Source organism: Saccharibacillus kuerlensis DSM 22868 (assembly GCF_000378145.1).
GTDB lineage: Bacteria > Bacillota > Bacilli > Paenibacillales > Paenibacillaceae > Saccharibacillus > Saccharibacillus kuerlensis.
Window position 1 is genome coordinate 1 of record NZ_KB899313.1, and the last position, 18,659, is coordinate 18,659.

Genomic DNA, 18,659 nt, shown 5'->3' on the forward strand with positions numbered 1-18,659 from the left:
AGTACCGGTTGATTCATGAGGACCTCCTTAATTTCACTGGAGCCAGCACTTTCGTTCTCCACAGGTTGGCACGGTGATGCGGGCTCTAGGCCCAACCAGCTAAATCGGGGTATGAACAAAAGGCAAGGGCTTATAACACTTTACAAGACGGGATCGGTGTCCCAACAAAATATGCGTTATTCCACCCAGTGTTTTCTCCAGTATAAAGAAAAAGTTCATCCCCGAACTAGCCGGGGATGAACTGAGAATACCAACATAATATTCACCCTGGGGGCATCGCCCTGGGTTCGGCATCCGCCGAACACCCGGCACACGCCGGGTCGTGAATATAGGAACGTTATCCAAAATCTTCAATGTTTATTGCTTTATTTCGTGTTTAAATATATTATTTCCATGAAGAATTTCTTTTATACGCTCATTTAATGGATATTTAGGAAGGAAGATTAGACAATGAAACTAAGTAAAATTTCTGTACATAAGCTTTTTGGCGTCTTTACCCATGAAGTAAAGATAAACAATGAACGAGGAATAACGATCGTAATTGGTGAGAATGGATTAGGAAAAACTGTATTGCTTGAAATGATTGAGTCATTCTTTAATAAACGATTTCATTATTTAAATAATGTTAACTTTCAAGAGCTTATTTTTGAATTTGATGATGGAGTTAAATGGAGTATAAGTAGAGCGAAAGATGAGGAAGAAGAGCAAACGTTACTGATTAAATCTTTTAGTGGTAAATCAGTTAAAAAGTATACTTTGCAAATATTGAATGATGATGATGGATCTCTCATAAGATTTGCACAACATATTGCTAGATCTTTCAGTATGAGAAGAACTGCAATTACTAAGTGGGAAGATAGAAAAACAGGGACAATATATTCAGCAAGAGATCTTATAGAAAAATATGGAGAATCATTTAGTAACAGTCATTTCAAATATGAGATTGATTCTACGATTGATGCACCAGAATGGTTTATTAATAGATTTAAAAAAATTAATGTGACACTGATTGAAACACAAAGAGTATTTGTAGTAGATGAGCCTGATCAAGCACCAGTGGAAACAGTAAAAAAATACTCAAGTGAACTAAGCCAAGAGATGAAAAGAAAACTAACAGAATCCACTGAATTATCTTCTAAGTTAGATAGAACCTATCCAAATAGGTTAGTTAGTGAACTTAAGAAGAAAAAAGCGAAAATTACAGATGAAGAATTAAATGGAAAGCTTAAAGAGCTGGAAGAAAAAAGAACTCTGCTTGATGAAGTAGGTCTTATCGAAACTGAAAAAGATTCTATCCTACTTAAAATTGATAAGACAGAAGACGTAGTAAAAGATGTACTAATGTTATATATACAAGATAGCTTCGACAAATTAGATATATTTGATCTTATATCTATAAAAATAGAACTATTATTAAAAATAATAAATGATAGATTTAAACATAAAAAACTATTTGTTAATAAAGAAGATGGTTTTCTATTTAGATCTACAATAATAAAAGATGAGTTTAATAATTATCAGGTTATACCCATAGATAAACTATCTTCTGGTGAAAAAAACGAATTAATCCTATTTTATAAGTTAATATTTAAAACTAATCCTAACTCCTTGATTTTAATAGACGAGCCTGAGATTTCGCTCCACATATCTTGGCAAAACAAATTTATTTCTGATCTTCGTGAAATTCACAAATTAAATGAACTAGATATACTTATTGCGACGCATTCTCCTGATATAATATCTAATAATTGGGAACTTAGTGTTGAATTAAAAGGAGTAGAGTGAATTGATTGAATATATAACACCTGAGAGAATTGCTAATTCGATTATGCAGGATAGTACATTTTCGGGCTACTACTTGATTGTAGAAGGTACTAAAGATTATAAATTATATAATAAATTTGTAACAAAAGAAGTCTCAATAAAAGAAGCTTGGGGCTGTGAAAAGGTAAAAGAGTTGATCGGAATTTTGAAAGAAAGGGATTTTGAAAAAGTCATTGGAATACTTGATGCAGATTTTTCAGTGATTTTAGAAGAAACAATTGAGTCCGACAAAATATTCGTTACTGACTTTCATGATGTTGAGGTAATAATGTTAAAGTCAACTGCATTATTAAATATTTTAGAGTTTTTCTGCGGTGAAAAAAAAGTAAAAGATTTTATTGGAGATAGAAATGTCTTTGATATATTGGTAGGACTGGGATATGAAATCGGATTGTTGAAGCTAGCAAATAAGTTATACGACCTAGGGTTAGTGTTCAAGCCAGAAAAACTTGAAGGAAATCCATTGAAATATAAAGATTTTATTTCTGAAAAAGATCTATCATTTTTGGGTAGAGATTCTATGATTCAAACAGTTACAAATTATTCTAGAAATAGAACAGGAAAAGTTAGCACCACTGAAAATATAGAAAATAAATTGGAGGTTTTGTCAAAACAGTCATATGACTTGCTTCATTTAGTTAATGGTCATGATTTGACAAATATACTGTTTATTTTAATGAAGAAAGTGTTGAAAAGTACTAATAAGATGCTTCATGATTATAATAGTATTGAAGATGCATTAATTTTAACGTACGATAATTGTGAGTTCATTAAAACCGAACTTTTCTCTAAGTTATACTTGTGGTCTAGAGAACATGAAGTGAATTTATTTAAGCAAGAATTAGTAGATCAAGTAAAGGAAAAAGCCAGTTTACCTTTAGCAAATTAATATGTGTGTAACCCGCTTACCTTAAGTGGGTTTTTTAATAGGGAGCAGAAAATAAATGAAGATATCGGATAACATAATATTCACGCTGCGGACATTCGTCCTTAGCCTGGCTTGCACCGAACACCCAACATGCGTCGGGTCGTGAATACAAAAACGTTATAGGAAATGAGTGAATGGCACCTTTAAGAAGATACATGAATGAATAATAAATCAAAAACTTTTCGAAATTACTTTTTACATTATTTGGTTTAAATACTTTAAGTGGGTTGATTATAATAATTAATAACTTTAATGAAAAGCGCGAGTCTGTCATTCTTAGTGTTCTGATTAACGAAGAAAACACTGGAATCCTATACATAATATTCACGCATCGGCATTTGTCTTCGTTCCGGCATATGCCCAGCACCCAGCACACGCTCAGCCTCAAACATAAAAACGCCACAACAACCCTCCCCAAAACCTAAATAACGAGGATTCACATGAACACTGAAGTAATCAAAAGACCGGAAACTAAAATCGCTGGTTTCAAAGTAGAAACTCTTCTAAAAGATACAAAAAAGCAGCATACCATCCCTAAACTGCAGCAGAGATTTAATGAAACTGTAGAGGAAGTTCCAGGTGCGATAAATCTGCCTATTACATACGGAGTTTTTATTGATCCTCCAGATTATAATCCGGATACGGATCTATTTACTTGGATCGCTGGAGTCGAAAGTGACCTTGAAACCGAAGTCGAAGAAGAAATGGTTACTCATGTGATACCTGCCGGAACCTATGCTGTTATTCATTATGAAGGAGATATTGATAACGCGGGGAGTGCGTATGACCAGCTGTATCATTGGATTGAAGAATCTGAATATAAGCAAAAAGGAAGTTATGGCTTTGAGCTGTACTCAACTATCCAGTCATCGTTAGAACGTCAGACCTCAAGCTTTAAATTGCATTTTCCGGTAGAGTTAAGAGAAACGGTATAAAGAAAAAAGATTCTCGCAAAGGTGATGAAACCGACAAAAAAAGGAGTGACTACAATCCCGTTAAGCGACAACGAATTGATGCAGATCCAAGCCGAAACTCTGTATGTACTTAACGACAACAAAATCATCAGCATTAATGAACCTCAGCAGCAAACAAATACCCCGCTTCTATTTTTAGGCAAGACGAGAACGACGACCTTCAAGTACTTCAATACAGCCATACCTCAATCTCTAATAGAAGAAGTTAACCAACTGCTCCAGCAGGATCTAAACATCGTGCTGCTCTGTAACACTCTAAGTACTTACAAAACGCCCGAAAATATATGGATAGGCCCGGCTTACAGCATTCCCGAACTCGATTTTCCTATTGAAGACAAAGGCATCCAGATCATTACGGAATCCAATAGACACTATTTGACCCCATACTTTAATAACGTGAACGAAGAATATGAATACCGAAGTCCAGTCATCGCTTTTGTCGATCAAGGTCATGCTGTTTCCGTGTGCTGCAGTGCGAGAAAATCGGATAAAGCGATTGAAGCCAGTTTATACACGATCGAGGCATACAGAGGAAAAGGAATTGCAGCTCGGTTAGTGGCATACTGGAGCACATACATAAGAAACCTGGGATACATTCCTCTGTACAGCACGTCTTGGGACAATCTGCATTCACAGGGAGTGGCTCAGAAACTAGGGTTCATTCAATATGGAGTGGATTTTAGTATAAGTGGGAAATGAGGTGTTCAATGATTATCAGCAAAGGATCGTCTAATCATTATAAATGGGGCAATAATTGCGATGGATGGCCTCTGGTAGACAGCGAAGCCTTGAGTGTAAAGCAGGAAAAAATGCCGGCAGGAACGCAGGAGGAACGCCACTTTCACGAATACGCTAATCAATTTTTCTATGTATTACTGGGTGAATTGGTGATTGAGATCGAGAATGAGCAGCATCGTGTAACAAGCGGCGAAGGGATCACAGTAGAGCCCGGCAAGCGGCATCAAGTGATGAATCAATCGGAAGATTTCACGGAATTCTTGGTCGTATCCCAACCCTCTATCAAGAATGATCGCATTAACCTTTGAAGGAGGAACACTTTAAAATGAAAATTTCGAAGGGGCGCAGAGTCCTCATCACCTTAGCAGCGACAACGTTAATTTTTGCGGGTATCGTCTGGTCTTCCAAAACTGAAGTATTAGGCGGAGTTGTTCGAGTTACAGAGGTAAGAGGGCAGCAGATCGTTGTTGAAGATCAATCCGGAACGTCTCAAGTTCTTCAGCTCCCGATAGATATGAATAAATTGATTACGCAAGATCAGGAGTACGTCGTTCACTACAACAAGAAAAGATGGGGCGAGCCGGAACTCACCAACATAGAACCGCATCCATCATTGGATATAGAATCGTAAACTTTTTGAAGAAGAGTGCTTCATCAAGCGTTGGATATGGCGATCGACGGCACGATCCAGAACGGCGGGCAGCCGGGCGAGTATTGGTGAAAGGCGATGTTTCGGCTAATCTGTTCAGAGGATTGGAAGACGGGCCGCCGAAGCGGTTCATTTTATTTCAGTGATCGGAGCGGAACTGCTTAGCAATCAAGGCGAAGCCGTAAGGTTGTCCCGGAATGTCTGAGCTTTGACGCCGAATGTATCGAGGATGATGATTATACGGGTCGTGCTTGGAGAATTCGCGGCGTTAATGGGAAAAGAAGCCCAGGTTACGCAGATCAAGAGTTCGATCGACTGGGACATTTGATAATCGGAGAAAAGGATCCTCGCTATGTGACTTGCTTTAGCGACGGACAGAATATAACGTTGGTATATGCAGATCAAGAAGCGCACCGGAGAATCAACGAACTGACAGGGCAGATCTTTACCCGGTTTGTCTTTTCAAGAACGGCAGGGAGCAGTACTGGAGCAAACGGACTGCCGTATGCGAAAATAAGGAAGCGCTTCATTAATCGGAACTTAGGAGGATATCGAATGAGTTATCAAAATTGGGCCGGCAACTTTACGTACAGCGCAACCGAAATGATCAAGCCGGAAAGCGTGGAGCATCTGCAGCGGTTGGTCAAAGAGCACCGGAAAATAAAGGTTTCGGGCAGCGGCCATACTTTTAATTCGATCACGGATACGGACGGAATATTCGTTTCGCTGCGGCATTGGAACCGGATGTTGGAATTAAACGAAGAACGCGGCACGGTAACGGTCGAAGGAGGGATCACGTACGGGGAACTGTGCGCGGAGCTCGCCGTGACCGATTATGCTCTTCATAACCTGGCCTCGCTGCCTCATATCACGGTTGCCGGTGCCGCAGCTACGGGGACGCATGGTTCAGGCAGCCGAAACGGAAGCTTGGCGGCAGCAGTGGAAGCTGTTGAACTTGTCGACGCGAACGGAGAGCTGCATACGTTCAGCCGCGGCGATGCGGAGTTTGCCGGCGTCGTCGTGAACCTCGGCGCGCTCGGCATCGTGACGAAACTGACGCTGAAAGTCGTGCCGGCTTATTCCGTCAGACAGTTTGTTTATGAAAATCTGCCGCTTTCGCAGCTTGAAGCAAACGCGGCCGGCATCTTCGCGGGTGCTTACAGCGTCAGTTTGTTCACGGATTGGCAGCAGCCGAGATTCCATCAGGTATGGACGAAATGCCGGGAAGAAGACGGCGCAAGCTATGCCGGACATGCGGATTATTACGGGGCGCTGCCTGCGACGGCTCCCTTGCATCCGCTGCCGAACATGCAGGCGGAGAACTGCACCGAGCAGCTCGGCAGGCCCGGTATGTGGCATGAACGGCTCGCGCATTTCCGCATGGAATTTACGCCGAGTGCCGGCAAGGAGCTGCAGAGCGAATACTTGATGTCACGGGAACACGTGTATCAAGCGGCGCTTGCCGTTCATCGGCTGCGGGAGCATCTTGAGCCGATCTTGTTCGTCGGCGAAGTACGCACGATCGACGCGGACGATTTATGGCTGAGTCCTTTTCGCGATCAGCCTTCGGTGGCGTTCCACTTCACGTGGCGGGACGACTGGCAGGCGGTCGAGCGCGTGCTTCCGCTGTTGGAAGAAGCGCTGGCGCCGTTTAACGCACGCCCGCATTGGGGCAAGCTGTTTACAGTACCGGCCGACGTTCTGCAGGGACAATTCGACAAGCTGCCGCAGTTTCGGAAGTTGATCGATAAGTATGACCCTGACGGAAAATTCAGCAATGAATTTCTGGATACGTATATTCGCGCAGCTCGGAAATGACGAAGAAAATGTCGCCGCATCCAACAGCCGCCTTCCGAATACATTCGGCAGGCGGCTGTTTTTAAGGGGCGAACAGCAGCGAGAGATGCGTCTGCGCGTCGAGATGGGTCGGAATCTTGCGGCTCCATTGACTCAAGCTGCCGCGCTCGGCGGCTTTCAAGATGTGGCCGCTTCGCCGAGGGATCGGTCTGTTTTGGCATGGCGGAAGCCTCTGTACTTAAACATTTTTCGCGAAAAGTCAGTGAGCTAACAGGCGGAAGCGGCGTTCATGTGGTATGGGATTCGAACAGATCAAGGAAGGTCACGATACGGAAAGGAGCGGGGAACATGCCACTGCCTATGGTTCACCTGGGAGTCGCGGCCCGTTATTTCGAGGGAAGCCGCGTTCCTGACGCTTTCGTACTCGGAAGTATTGCGCCTGATTCCATACATATGAGGCAAGACGCCGGACGGGAAGATAAAGCTCGTACTCATTTTGGCGGCAAAGAAACGAACCCGGAGATCCTGGAGCAGCATTATGCGGAATTCATCAACCGAAGCGCCGATCACAATTGGAAGTGGTACATCCAAGGCTACTTTGCCCATGTGCTGACCGATTATTTGTGGGGACAAAGCGTTTATGCGGATTTTAAGCAGCGGATGGAAGAGGAGTTTGTACCGTCTGACGGGGTCAAACCGCAGTATTATATCGACACGGACGGGATTGATTTTCTGCTGTATGAAACCGCGGAGTGGAGGGAGCAGCTCTGGCAGGGGCTTCTGCGCGCTTCCGCTTATGAGCTGAGTCCTCTGCTGAGTGAACAGGAAGTGAACAACTGGCGTCTGCGTACGATTCGGTGGTTTGAACAGCCGACGAACAAGCCGGAGATTGCACCCCGATACATTACGCTGGAAGTCGTTGAGGCGTTTATTGCAGGAGCTGGAGACACGACACGCAGAATGATCGGTGAATGGGACGAACGTTTGGAGCGATCATTATGAATCAATCAAGCTGCAGAGACCTGATTTACGTCAGGCTGGTTTATAAGGAAGGGCAGTGGACACTCGTAGACAATCACAGAAGCACTCGCAAGAAATGGTAATTTTGATCTTTGTGCAGAAACGGGTATGTATGATTGGGAGGAGTACAGACTGACCGACTTTTTGAAAGGAGTTTCAATATGAATCCCGCTATTAACCCGATCATTTCGGTAACCGGGATCGGTGTATTTACCTATGATCAGGAGTCGCACAGTTATACACACCAAGAGGGCAGCATAAATTGGAGACTGAAGCTTGAGAACAAAAATGCCAAGACTGCCGATGTGGATCAGCTGGTCAGCAGAGCCGAGTCGTTGGTGTCGGAATTCGGAGAATTTGAGCAAGCGGCAGGAAGGGCGGTCGCTGAAAAATTGATCGATTTCAAAAATGATTTCTGGCCGGAATATAATGAAGATGATCCCGACCTGGATTGAGATGCGGTAGATGCAGGCGCATATAAGGTGACCGTCGAGAAATTTGCGGCATCGATAAGTCTGCTTTTTGTAGAAATCGGATCTGCCAGCGCGTACTGTGAATACGAAGACGGCGAGCTGTTTGGCGGACACCGAATCCATGCTTATTTTGATGAGGAGTATCGCCTAATCAGCGCGGACATCTAGTGGGTGACCGAGCGCTGCCAAGCGATTCTCCTACAGCCTATCTAAAGGAGTGTACACCTATGAAAGCCATCACAGTTGAACAACAAGAAAATACCAACGGTCTGATCTTAAATGAACTTCCGACTCCCGTACCGGCAGAAGGCGAACTGTTGATCAAAGTCCATGCCGCAGCGGTCAACCGGACGGATATCGTCACCCGCGAAGGGAAATCCGGCTATGCTTCAAATCCGATTCTGGGCGTGGAGATATCAGGCGTGGTTGAGCAGGCGGACGGCCAATCGGACTTTGCACCCGGCGACCGTGTCATGGGGCTGGTGAATGGCGGAGGTTATGCGGAATATGCGGTGATGCCTGCGGAACGTGCGATGCGGATTCCGGATGCGTACTCGTTTGAACAAGCAGCGGCCGTACCCGAGGTGTTCTTGACGGCGTACCAGACGCTGTATTGGATCGGACGTCTGCAGCGTAATGAATCCGTTCTGATCCATGCCGGGGCGAGCGGTGTAGGAACGGCAGCGATCCAACTGGCCAAGAAGCTCAGCGGAGCGAAAGTCATCGTCACAGCCGGATCGCAGGAGAAACTGGATTTCTGCGGCGAACTGGGAGCGGATGTGCTGATCAATTATAAAGAACAGTCTTTTGAACAGGAAGTGCTGAACGCAACCGATGGTCAAGGGGTTGATCTGATTCTGGATTTCGTCGGCGCAGATTATTGGGATAAGAACTTGGCAAGCATCAAAAAGGAAGGCCGCTGGGTACTGATCGGGATTCTGGGCGGCATTCAGGTGGAGCAGGTGAATCTGTTTGCCTTGATGTCCAAATGCGTACAGCTTACAGGCACACTGCTCACGCCGAGAAGCGATGAGTACAAGGCGCGTTTAACAGCCGACTTCGTCAAAGACGTATTCCCGCATATCGAGAGGGACGAGATCAAGCCGATTATCGATACCGTCTTCCCCCTAGAGCAGGCGTTGGAAGCCCAGCAGCATATGGAGGCGAACCGGAATATCGGGAAAATTATTTTGAAAGTGGTGGAGTAAAGAACGGATCAATCGGCAGAATTATGCAGAACGGGCAGTGATACCGGATTAGCTCGAAATGTCAGATTGGTTTTAGATAACAGATGAGTTTTAATAGAATGGACAATGAAAACAGTGGGTTTCCTTATGAGGCTCACTGTTTTTTGTTCATCATTTTCAGTTCATTGTTTTCAGATCATCATTTCCGATACCCATTCATTCTCGCGGAGGTGGCTTTCTCATGCATAATCTGTTCGAAGAGCGGCACGTCAACGAAATCGTAACCCGGATCAACAATCTGCGTCCCGATTCACAGCCCCAATGGGGAGAAATGAACCCTGCGCAGATGCTGGCTCACTGCTCGGGATTTCAAGATTTGGCGATGGGCAGTGCGGAGGCTTCGAGGAGTCTGTTGGGGATCTTCATTGGAAAGTTTGCCAAGCCCATGTTCTATAACGACAAGCCGCTGCCTCGCAACATGTCGACCATCCCGGAGATCCGGATTACGGAAGAGAAAGAGTTCGAGGACGAAAGAAAGCGGCTGATATCCAAAATCCATACATTTCAGCAAAACGGCCGTGAAGCCTGCACCCAGCGTCCTCATCCTTTTTTCGGAAAACTATCTGCCGAGGAATGGGGAAAAGGCGTCTATAAGCATCTGGATCATCATTTGCGGCAGTTCGGCGTGTAGCTGAGACGGCTCGACATAGGGCATACAACGTAAGACAGACGACATACATATTCAGCTGAAAAGGAGACTGCCTATGCGTGATTTCCCACCGATCCATGCATCTTCAACGGCAGGCCGCCTGCAGAGTTCTTCAATCGCCGCCGGCTGCCGTCACAGCGTCGTTCTAAAACCGGACGGTACAGTATCGGCAGCAGGGGATAACAAGTACGGGCAGTGCGACGTGGACGGCCTGCGCGACATTGTGGCCATAGCGGCCGGGAACGTTCATCAAGCGTCGAATACAGGCAGTTCGCATAGCGCTCTGCTGAAGTCGGACGGTAGAGTGATTGCTGTAGGCTGGAACCGGCACGGTCAGTGTGACGTCAGTGACTGGCAGGACATGGTCGCGATTGCCGCCGGCTGGCGACGTACAGTCGGACTAAGAGCGGACGGAACGGTGATGGCTGCCGGGCGAAATGAGGAGGGGCAGTGCCAGGTGAGCGGCTGGCGGAATATGATAGCCGTAACGGCAGGCGATTGGCATACGGTGGGACTGCGGGATGGCGGCAGATTAGAGACTGCGGGCAATAACAGGTACGGCCAGTGTAAGGTGGAGGATTGGCGAGACGTGGTCGCGGTTGCTGCCGGATATCTGCATACAGTCGGGCTGAAAGCAGACGGTACCGCGTATGCGGCAGGCTCCAATAAGCATCATCAATGCGACGTCGGCAGTTGGCGGGAACTGACCGCGATATCGGCAGGAAGCTATCATACGGTTGGATTGAAAAAGGATGGCACCGTCATCGCAGCAGGTTCAAACGAATACGGTCAGTGCAGTCTGAGCGGCTGGCAGGACATTGTGGAAATCGCCGCCGGCTGCGTGCATACCATCGGTCTTCGTTCGGACGGTACAGCAGTCGCCGTAGGAAGTAACGAGTACGGCCAATGCGAGATCAGATAAATGGACTTTTTTTAAGCGCATCCGTAACTTATATCTGTAACTCATGTGCATAGCCGATACCTGCAGCTTATATGCGTAACGAATGTCTGTAACTCATACCTGTAACTCATGCCCGCAGCTTACATTCGCAGCGTATCCCTGTAACTTACCGTCGCTTGTCTTCGTTATAAAAAGAAAGGGGTGCATTCACATGGCAAACGCAGCGGATCATGTGCAGTTAGAGTCATTGGAAGCTCTGCGCTCAGCTGTCCGTAAATCGGAAGCAGCACTGGAAGGAATGTCCCGCAAAGGCGCCAGTCTAACCCTGATCGAAAAGAGATTGCGCGGTCTGCGGATCGGTCTGGCTGTGCTGGAAGAGACATGGAACGGAACCGTTTGTCCATACGGACAGGAAGAGATGAAGGAAGCGCGCGAAATGCTGAAGAGTCTGCTTCCGTCCGTTGAAAGCAGCTTAGCCAAGTCGAAAGCAGGCAGTCCGCAGAGAACGCTTATTGAACGCAGAATGACGGCCTTGAAGCTGGCGGTCGACGGCATCGACCAGAGGTTGTGAAGAGAAAAACCAGTGTTCCCCGGCCAACTACCGACAGAATGATCCTCGACAAAATGATTCCCCACATAAAGATCTTCAACAGAGCGACTATCAATAAAAACAGGAGGGACTACCATGCAGTTAGTCATCATCTTCGGCCCGCAGGCTGTAGGTAAAATGACAGTGGGCCAGCATTTGTCGGAGCAGACCGGATTGAAGCTGTTCCATAATCATATGTCTATCGACTTTGTCTCCCAGTTTTTCGATTATGGGACGCCTTCCGGCAAACGGCTGGTCAGCCTGATCCGGCAGGAGATTTTCGAAGAAGTGTCGCGCAGCGATCTGAAAGGGCTGATCTTCACCTTTGTCTGGGGCTTTGACCTTCAGAGCGATTGGGATTATATCGACGCGCTGTCGAAGCTGTTCGAATCCAGAGGAGGCGAAGTCTATTTGGTAGAGCTGGAAGCGGATATCGAAGAACGAAAGAGGCGGAATGCCACGGAAAACAGACTGCTGCACAAGCCGACCAAACGGGATGTGAAATGGTCGGAAGGCGAGCTGGTTGCAACTTATGAGCGGCATCGGTTGAACTCACTGCCCGGCGAAATCACCAAACCCAATTACATACGGATCAACAACGAGAACTTGGATGCTCGCCAGGCAGCAGACAAGATTCGCGAAAGGTTCGGGTTATGAAAAACGATACGATGATTCAAGGAATCAACCACATCTGCTTCTCCGTCTCTGATCTGGATCGTTCTATCGATTTTTACGAGCAGGCGTTGGGAGCCCAAATTCTCGTCAAAGGCCGGAAGCTCGCTTATTTCGATCTGAACGGAATATGGATCGCATTAAATGAAGAAGCGGATATTCCGAGAGCAGAAATTCACCGATCGTATACGCATCTCGCTTTCACGGTCAGGGAAGAAGATTTTGATGAGATGCTCGATAGGTTGGTCCGGTTGAACGTCAATATTTTGGAAGGCCGCACAAGGGATGCGAGGGACAAGCAGTCCGTATACTTTACAGATCCCGATGGACACAAATTCGAATTTCATACCGGGAGTCTGGAAGATAGGCTGGAGTATTACCGGTCGGACAAGGAACATATGACGTTTTACGAATAGCTCCTAAACTTCTTCTCATGCGACCTGTTGAAAATCCAATGAAAGAAGGTTTTTTATGATCACCATTCGATTCGCTTCACAGACCGATATCCCGCATATTCAATCGGTTGCCCGGGACGCTTGTACGGCCACCTATTCAGACATTTATCCGAAAACGTTCATCGAGAATTTTCTGAACATGGCGTATTCCGCCGAAAATTTGCAGCGATCGATTGAACGAGACGAACAGCTCGACAATCGCAGTTTCCTGGTTGCCGAGTGGGAAGGAGAAGTCGTGGGCTATGCCCAGACGGCCAAGGAAGGAGAAGACAGTTATGAGCTGCTCCGCATCTATATCCAGCCGGAATATCAGCACAGAGGTATCGGACAGCGGTTTCTTCGTCGATTTCTGGATCACTTGGCACCATCCGATAAGCTTTTTGCCTGGGTAGCGAAAGAAAATGTCATGGGCAGAGCATTTTACGAGAAAAACGGGTTCAAACACACCGAAGAGATGAGCGAGATGATCGAAGGGAAAGCGCGCATTCAGTTGAAGATGGAGCTGGACTGTGCGGCTGCTTTAGATCCTTAACCCTACCGAAGGACAAATGAAGAGCATATCCAGTGACAGTTCCACCTCTGTATTAGGGTTATTTTTACATATTTCCACTTTCAGATAGATTTGATAAACTGGAGAAGATTGGGATTTCCTGCATCGATACCTCACTGCATCATGATTAAACTTACGATTGGTAACTACATACATATGTCGACACCCGTAAGCGGATCAAAGCATCAAAAAACGAATAAAACCGGGGAGATGAATTCATGGAAGCCAAAGAAGTGGTACTGCCGGAGTTTGCCGTAGTCGGATTGAAGATCGAAGGAAATCTTGAGGAGTTCAATGCCGGATTGGCCAAAGACACCTATCATTCTCTGAAATCGAAAATGAATGAAATTCCGAACCGGAAGAACGAGAAAGTGATCATGATCCAAATCTATCCAATGAAGCCCGGCTTTGATCCCGTGAAAGATCGCTTTACACAGATCATGGGGTATGAAGTGACGGATGAGAGCGTTGTTCCGGAAGGAATGATTCGACATTCCATACCGGAAAGCAAATATGCGACCTGCACCCACAAAGGACTGGAAGCAGATATTGGCCAGACATACGATTCTCTGTATGGAGAGTGGATCAGAAGCCGCGGAAGCGAACCCAAAGGATACGATTTTGAAGTATGGGATGAGCGGTATCAACCGGAAAGCGAACAGAATGAAATCGATATGTTTGTCGCATTGAGATGAAATAAAAAGTATCCATACTGGCTTGGAGGCTGATGACAAGTGAATAGTCCGATCGCAAATCGCGTAGATACAATATTTGTTCATGTAACGAATTTGGAACGGGCGGTTGAGTGGTATGGCCGGCTGCTTGGTGCAGCAGTCACAGGGGAAGTGCGTAGCCCTATTTATACATTTGATATGGGGGAAGGCCGACCGGGTCTGACGCTGGATGATCATGGCTTTGACGACGGATATGAGCTCCGCCCTCTGAACCATCCGCTGTTTAATTTGAGCGCTTCGGATATTCAAGCGGCTTATGATCATGTGACGGAACTTGGGGCGGAGATTGTAAGCGAGATTCAGCATTTTCCGGATTTGTCTGAGTTTACATTCAAAGACCTCGACGGGAATATCATCGCAATCTGTACCTGCTTCAGTTGACCGCTCCGCCTGATATATTCGCAGTTCGCCGCCTGGCAGCCGCGCTCCGACTGCTGCGCCCTGATTGCTACCCCTAATTGCAGCGCCTGCGAGCAGCTGATATACTTTCCGTATACCATTAGTACTGGGGGTTATACCGTGGCAATGTGGATCGCACCGGATTGCTCGTTTATCAGAACAGCCTTACGCGAAGCCTGAACAGGGGCGGACTTTGTGTAGGGCGGAAGCGAGAATGAGTTGAACTCGATCGTCCCCGCCGTGTTGGTAAGAAGCGGTTTTAAGACCGGCTGTACAGCACCGAATGACTATGCACGTTTTACTCTGAAGGCTTCGCACCTTATCGTTTGGCCAATCAAAAAATAAGGGGCTGAAAGCTATGCATACGCAAACACCGTTTATTCATAACCATCAATTGAACACCATTAAGAAACAGGCCAACTTCCTGCTGAAAACGCTGCGCAGCGTCGCCGATCGTAACGTGCTGGACACGGTTCGAGATACGGCGGTTGCCAAAGCGATGGAAGCTTTCGACGGTCTGACGTCTGAACAGAAGCAGCTGCTGGAGCAGATGGGCAGGAATGAAGAAGCGCAGGAAATCCAGAATTACCTGGACTCGTTGGAGCCGTATTTGGTGCCTTTTCCCGAAGTGACGGCGAATCAGGCCCAAAAGCTGTTTCCCAAAGCGAAAAAGCTCAAGCTGCCGGATCTTGAACGTCTGGACTACGCGCATATGACGTATCTCAGATGGATCGATACCGCGACAAATCGGCTGTATATCGTGTATCGGCACGAAGATCGGTGGATTGGCGTCGAAGGACGAATTACGTCGACCAATAAGAAGGGTTTTTGCATGTTCTGCAATAGGCATCAGGAACTTGGATTTTTCAATGTGAAGCTGAAAGGCAGTTCGCCGGATAACTTTTCTTCTGTCGGACAGTATGTCTGTATGGATGACGAAGCCTGCAATCATAGTATGACTGATCCTTCGGCGCTGGAGAAATTCCTGCTGTCGGTGGGAAAATAAAATATAAATCACATTCGCAAAGAAGTATGACAGACTGCTGTCATACTTCTTTTTTTATACTGAGAACAGATCCAATCACTCACTCGAGATTCATCAAAAAGGAGCGAATATCCATGAACAATCATCTCGAAAGCATGCTCGGTTATCACAGTTGGGCCAACCGTACGATTTTGGAAAGAATCAGTGAACTTCCAGAGTCGATACTTGCCGAAGAGGTCAACAGTTCATATCCGACGATTGCCCATGCACTCAGTCATATTCATGCCGTCGATCAAATGTGGCTGCTGGTACTGCAGGAGAGCGCTATGCCGGAAGCGATGCAGAACTGCATGCCGCTGAACAGCCGGGTGCTGGATTCCGTCGACGAATACGCGGATCTGTTCGCCGGGTTGTCCGGCGAATACGAAGAGTGGTTCCGGAGCCAGCACGATCTTGAGCAGCCTCTGCTGCTGGATAATCCGTATGCGGGTGTTCGTGAGATCCGCCGTTCGGATATTCTGATGCATGTTGTTAATCACGGAACGTATCACAGAGGCAATATTTCCACGATGCTGCGTCAGCTGGGCCATGCGTCCGTAATGACCGATTATGCGATGTTCTGGTATCAGGAGCCTGTTACAGCCGTCTGATTAAGAGCGGCATCAGCCGAAGCCGGCCCTTCTCCTTACGGAGAAGCCGGCTTTTTGTGCACAGTGTATAGATAACTTCAGTAGAGAGAAGGGATTGAGCCATGAACATCGAAAATCAACTCGCTGTACATACGCGAGAAGAATTGAGGAGGTGGCTGCAGGAACGCGGACAAACTGCCCAATGCTGCTGGACGACTGGGTCTGAAGCGGCGCTGATCACAAGTGTAAGAGAGGAGCTGTTATGATCGTATCGATGTTGCATGGGGATTTGCGTTCTTGATTGCAATTGTTGTCATTTTTCAAGCTGCCTTGGCTCTCGTTTGAAGGATAAGGCGCTTCGCTCGTCAGGGAAATCCTAAAAGGCCCGCCCATAAGGCGAGCCTTTTTTCTTTCTCTGCAAGTCCGCTTTCCGCGTTACTCGATCATGCCCTTCGTCGCCTGATACATCTGCTCCGTGTATTTGTCCACGTCGTCGCGGGACATACGCAAACGACCTGCGGAAGTGCCGTAGCCGATCTCCGGCAGGCCCTGCTCCAGCCCTTTGAAGATCCCGTCCGCAAATTCGTCCAGCGGTTCGCCGTTCGTATGCAGGCCCGCGCCGCCGAGATCCGTGTTGACCGCCGGAGGAGCGATTTCGATTACTTCGACCGACGTCTCCGACAGCTGATGCCGCAGGCTCACCGTGAAGGAATGCAGCGCCGCCTTCGTCGCCGAGTAGATCGGCGCGATCGCGAACGGCGTGAAAGCCAATCCGGAGGTCACGTTGAGAATCGCCGCATATTCCTTGTTCGTAAAATGCGGCGCGAACAGCATGCAGAGATGCAGCGGAGCGTCGATATTGGTCGTGATCTCGCGTCCATACCGCTGCCAGTCGGCCTGCGCGTCCGTCTTCAGCAGGTTGAACCGCTGCTGCATGCCCGCATTGTTTACCAGCACGTTCACGTCCGGATAATTGGATGTGACCCACTTGAACAGATCGAGGCGGTCCGCTTCGACGGCTACGTCGCTTACGCGCGTAATCAGTCCGGGAACTTTATTCTGCGCTTCCTTCAGCACGTCTTCCCGCCGTCCGCAGACGATGACCGTATTGCCCAATTTTGTAAATCGTTCCGCAAAAGCCAGCCCGATTCCCGAACCTCCGCCGGTAATCAGAATCGTATTTCCAGTCAATCGTTTCATAAGCGAACCTCTTTTCTATGATTTTGATCGCGGCTCCGAGGGTCATCGTCTTGTTCGAATGCGCCCTTTTCCCGATTTTCTATGCGTTCTTCGTAGCGGCCAATCTTGATATCGATGCCGTCCAGTGCCTGCTGCATGCCGGCGATCTCGCCAAGCACCGACTGCCTGTGCTTCAGCAGCATGTCGAGCCGAAGCCCGGTCGTGTCCTCGCCTTCGACGACCCAGACCACATACTGCCGGATGGAATCCAGCGGCATGTTCGTGCGCTTAAGATTCAAGATGACCTGGAGCAGCGTCATATGGAATTCCGAGAATATCCGCCGTCCCGCTCCGTCCCTTCGCAGATGCGGAAGCAGTCCTTTTTTCTCGTAGTAGCGCAGCGTCGATTCCGGAACGCCGAAATGCGCCGCCGCTTCGCTGATGGATGTGTTTTTCATGATGGAGGCCTCCAAGCCCGAACTTTTTCTGTCGACAAGCTTATGATAGGTCTTAAACCGGGGTTTAAGTCAAGCGCGAATCGAGAAAGAATTTTTGAGAGGACATAAAAGGATTTGCAGGGATGCGCAGAGAACAGATAATTCTAAAAAGGAGGCGGGAAAAATGAAAACGATTCAAAGCATGTTCGAGCACCTCGATTGGGCGAATCGGACGATTTTGGACACGCTGCAGCAGGCGGAAGTCGGCGGCAGGCCGCTGAGCCTGTTTTCTCATACGCTGCACGCCGAGCAGGTATGGCTGACTCGGCTTCGCGGAAAAGACAGCTCGGGACTGCCGATCTGGGCGGACCGTGATCTTGCGTTCTGCGCGGAGCTTATGCAGCGGAACGCGGAAGGTTTCGACGCCTTTTTCGCCGAGACGGCCGAAGCAGACCCGGATCGACTCATTGCCTATGCCAACAGCAAAGGCGTGCGGTTCACAAATTCAGCTCGCGACATTTTGACGCATGTGGCGCTGCACGGCCAGTACCATAGAGGACAGATTAACCTGCTGCTTCGGGAAAGCGGTCACGATCCGGTCGGCGTGGATTATATTTTGTTCGCCCGCTGAACGATCCGGCATGGAGCCCGCGAAGCTTGAACAAAAGCAGCTGCTGGAGCAGATGGGCAGGAATGAAGAAGCGCAGGAAATTCAGAATTACCTGGACTCGTTGAAGCCGTACTTGGTGCCTTTTCCCGAAGGACGGATGACGTCGACCAACAAGAAGGGTTTCTGCATGTTCTGCCGCAAATGTTCTGGTATCAGGAGC

The 18,659-nt window shown here is 47.5% G+C and carries 26 protein-coding genes; 24 read left to right on the forward strand and 2 right to left on the reverse strand.

From position 1 onward, the window contains the following. Positions 1 to 450 precede the first annotated feature (450 nt). From F456_RS0120380 to F456_RS24465, 23 genes are all read left to right on the forward strand, one after another. Positions 451 to 1,785: an AAA family ATPase gene (locus tag F456_RS0120380; protein ID WP_018978883.1), complete on the forward strand. Its 1,335-nt coding sequence runs from the start codon at positions 451 to 453 to the stop codon at positions 1,783 to 1,785. A 1-nt stretch (position 1,786) separates the two neighbouring features. Further along, on the forward strand, positions 1,787 to 2,713 hold the full coding sequence (locus F456_RS0120385) for a DUF4435 domain-containing protein (RefSeq protein WP_018978884.1): 927 nt from the start codon (positions 1,787 to 1,789) through the stop codon (positions 2,711 to 2,713). Positions 2,714 to 3,192: 479 nt separating this feature from the next. Beyond that, positions 3,193 to 3,687 carry a GyrI-like domain-containing protein gene (locus F456_RS0120390; RefSeq protein ID WP_018978885.1) on the forward strand — a complete coding sequence of 165 codons (495 nt, stop codon included), beginning with the start codon at positions 3,193 to 3,195 and terminating at the stop codon, positions 3,685 to 3,687. 24 nt (positions 3,688 to 3,711) lie between these two features. Then, positions 3,712 to 4,425, forward strand: a complete 714-nt coding sequence (locus tag F456_RS0120395; RefSeq protein ID WP_018978886.1) for a GNAT family N-acetyltransferase — start codon at positions 3,712 to 3,714, stop codon at positions 4,423 to 4,425. A gap of 8 nt (positions 4,426 to 4,433) precedes the next feature. Further along, positions 4,434 to 4,772, forward strand: coding sequence for a cupin domain-containing protein (locus F456_RS0120400; RefSeq protein ID WP_018978887.1), 339 nt, complete (start codon positions 4,434 to 4,436; stop codon positions 4,770 to 4,772). Between the two features lie 17 nt (positions 4,773 to 4,789). Next, positions 4,790 to 5,095: a hypothetical protein gene (locus F456_RS0120405; protein ID WP_018978888.1), complete on the forward strand. Its 306-nt coding sequence runs from the start codon at positions 4,790 to 4,792 to the stop codon at positions 5,093 to 5,095. Between the two features lie 573 nt (positions 5,096 to 5,668). Continuing rightward, a complete protein-coding gene (locus F456_RS0120410) occupies positions 5,669 to 6,931 on the forward strand; it encodes an FAD-binding protein (protein ID WP_018978889.1) in 1,263 nt (420 codons plus the stop codon). Continuing rightward, entirely contained in the window at positions 6,891 to 7,181 is a 291-nt protein-coding gene (locus tag F456_RS0120415; protein ID WP_018978890.1) for a hypothetical protein, read from the forward strand. Before F456_RS0120410 ends, F456_RS0120415 begins: the two co-directional genes overlap by 41 nt. A 77-nt stretch (positions 7,182 to 7,258) precedes the next feature. Further along, entirely contained in the window at positions 7,259 to 7,912 is a 654-nt protein-coding gene (locus F456_RS0120420; RefSeq protein WP_018978891.1) for a hypothetical protein, read from the forward strand. Positions 7,913 to 8,091: 179 nt separating this feature from the next. Continuing rightward, positions 8,092 to 8,385: a hypothetical protein gene (locus tag F456_RS24955; RefSeq protein WP_018978892.1), complete on the forward strand. Its 294-nt coding sequence runs from the start codon at positions 8,092 to 8,094 to the stop codon at positions 8,383 to 8,385. Between the two features lie 27 nt (positions 8,386 to 8,412). Further along, the gene (locus F456_RS24960; protein WP_018978893.1) at positions 8,413 to 8,571 is read left to right on the forward strand and encodes a hypothetical protein; all 159 of its coding nucleotides are present in this window, start codon (positions 8,413 to 8,415) and stop codon (positions 8,569 to 8,571) included. A gap of 59 nt (positions 8,572 to 8,630) precedes the next feature. Next, complete coding sequence (locus F456_RS0120430; RefSeq protein WP_018978894.1) at positions 8,631 to 9,611, forward strand: NAD(P)H-quinone oxidoreductase; 981 nt, start codon at positions 8,631 to 8,633, stop codon at positions 9,609 to 9,611. A 220-nt stretch (positions 9,612 to 9,831) separates the two neighbouring features. Beyond that, positions 9,832 to 10,281 (forward strand): DUF1569 domain-containing protein, encoded by a 450-nt coding sequence (locus tag F456_RS0120435; protein WP_018978895.1) that lies wholly within the window; start codon positions 9,832 to 9,834, stop codon positions 10,279 to 10,281. A gap of 73 nt (positions 10,282 to 10,354) precedes the next feature. Next, a complete protein-coding gene (locus tag F456_RS0120440) occupies positions 10,355 to 11,221 on the forward strand; it encodes an RCC1 domain-containing protein (RefSeq protein ID WP_018978896.1) in 867 nt (288 codons plus the stop codon). A 190-nt stretch (positions 11,222 to 11,411) separates the two neighbouring features. Next, on the forward strand, positions 11,412 to 11,771 hold the full coding sequence (locus F456_RS0120445) for a hypothetical protein (protein ID WP_018978897.1): 360 nt from the start codon (positions 11,412 to 11,414) through the stop codon (positions 11,769 to 11,771). A 114-nt stretch (positions 11,772 to 11,885) separates the two neighbouring features. Continuing rightward, positions 11,886 to 12,446: an AAA family ATPase gene (locus tag F456_RS0120450; RefSeq protein ID WP_018978898.1), complete on the forward strand. Its 561-nt coding sequence runs from the start codon at positions 11,886 to 11,888 to the stop codon at positions 12,444 to 12,446. A gap of 11 nt (positions 12,447 to 12,457) precedes the next feature. Then, on the forward strand, positions 12,458 to 12,877 hold the full coding sequence (gene fosB / locus F456_RS0120455; protein WP_026294016.1) for a metallothiol transferase FosB: 420 nt from the start codon (positions 12,458 to 12,460) through the stop codon (positions 12,875 to 12,877). Positions 12,878 to 12,932: 55 nt separating this feature from the next. Further along, positions 12,933 to 13,448: a GNAT family N-acetyltransferase gene (locus tag F456_RS23200; RefSeq protein ID WP_018978900.1), complete on the forward strand. Its 516-nt coding sequence runs from the start codon at positions 12,933 to 12,935 to the stop codon at positions 13,446 to 13,448. Positions 13,449 to 13,684: 236 nt separating this feature from the next. Beyond that, complete coding sequence (locus F456_RS0120465; protein WP_018978901.1) at positions 13,685 to 14,161, forward strand: GyrI-like domain-containing protein; 477 nt, start codon at positions 13,685 to 13,687, stop codon at positions 14,159 to 14,161. A gap of 39 nt (positions 14,162 to 14,200) precedes the next feature. Continuing rightward, the gene (locus F456_RS0120470) at positions 14,201 to 14,581 is read left to right on the forward strand and encodes a VOC family protein (RefSeq protein ID WP_018978902.1); all 381 of its coding nucleotides are present in this window, start codon (positions 14,201 to 14,203) and stop codon (positions 14,579 to 14,581) included. A 376-nt stretch (positions 14,582 to 14,957) separates the two neighbouring features. Then, entirely contained in the window at positions 14,958 to 15,605 is a 648-nt protein-coding gene (locus F456_RS0120475) for a FusB/FusC family EF-G-binding protein (protein WP_018978903.1), read from the forward strand. A gap of 113 nt (positions 15,606 to 15,718) precedes the next feature. Continuing rightward, positions 15,719 to 16,234, forward strand: a complete 516-nt coding sequence (locus F456_RS0120480) for a DinB family protein (protein ID WP_018978904.1) — start codon at positions 15,719 to 15,721, stop codon at positions 16,232 to 16,234. Between the two features lie 101 nt (positions 16,235 to 16,335). Next, positions 16,336 to 16,479, forward strand: coding sequence for a hypothetical protein (locus F456_RS24465; protein ID WP_018978905.1), 144 nt, complete (start codon positions 16,336 to 16,338; stop codon positions 16,477 to 16,479). 169 nt (positions 16,480 to 16,648) lie between these two features. On the opposite strand, the gene F456_RS0120490 is transcribed toward F456_RS24465, so the two are convergent. Continuing rightward, positions 16,649 to 17,413: an SDR family oxidoreductase gene (locus F456_RS0120490; RefSeq protein ID WP_018978906.1), complete on the reverse strand. Its 765-nt coding sequence runs from the start codon at positions 17,411 to 17,413 to the stop codon at positions 16,649 to 16,651. Next, complete coding sequence (locus tag F456_RS23205; protein WP_018978907.1) at positions 17,410 to 17,850, reverse strand: MerR family transcriptional regulator; 441 nt, start codon at positions 17,848 to 17,850, stop codon at positions 17,410 to 17,412. The genes F456_RS0120490 and F456_RS23205 overlap by 4 nt, the downstream gene beginning before the upstream one ends. A 163-nt stretch (positions 17,851 to 18,013) precedes the next feature. Between F456_RS23205 and F456_RS0120500 the strand changes: the two genes are divergently transcribed. After that, the gene (locus F456_RS0120500) at positions 18,014 to 18,460 is read left to right on the forward strand and encodes a DinB family protein (protein WP_018978908.1); all 447 of its coding nucleotides are present in this window, start codon (positions 18,014 to 18,016) and stop codon (positions 18,458 to 18,460) included. Positions 18,461 to 18,659 lie beyond the last annotated feature (199 nt).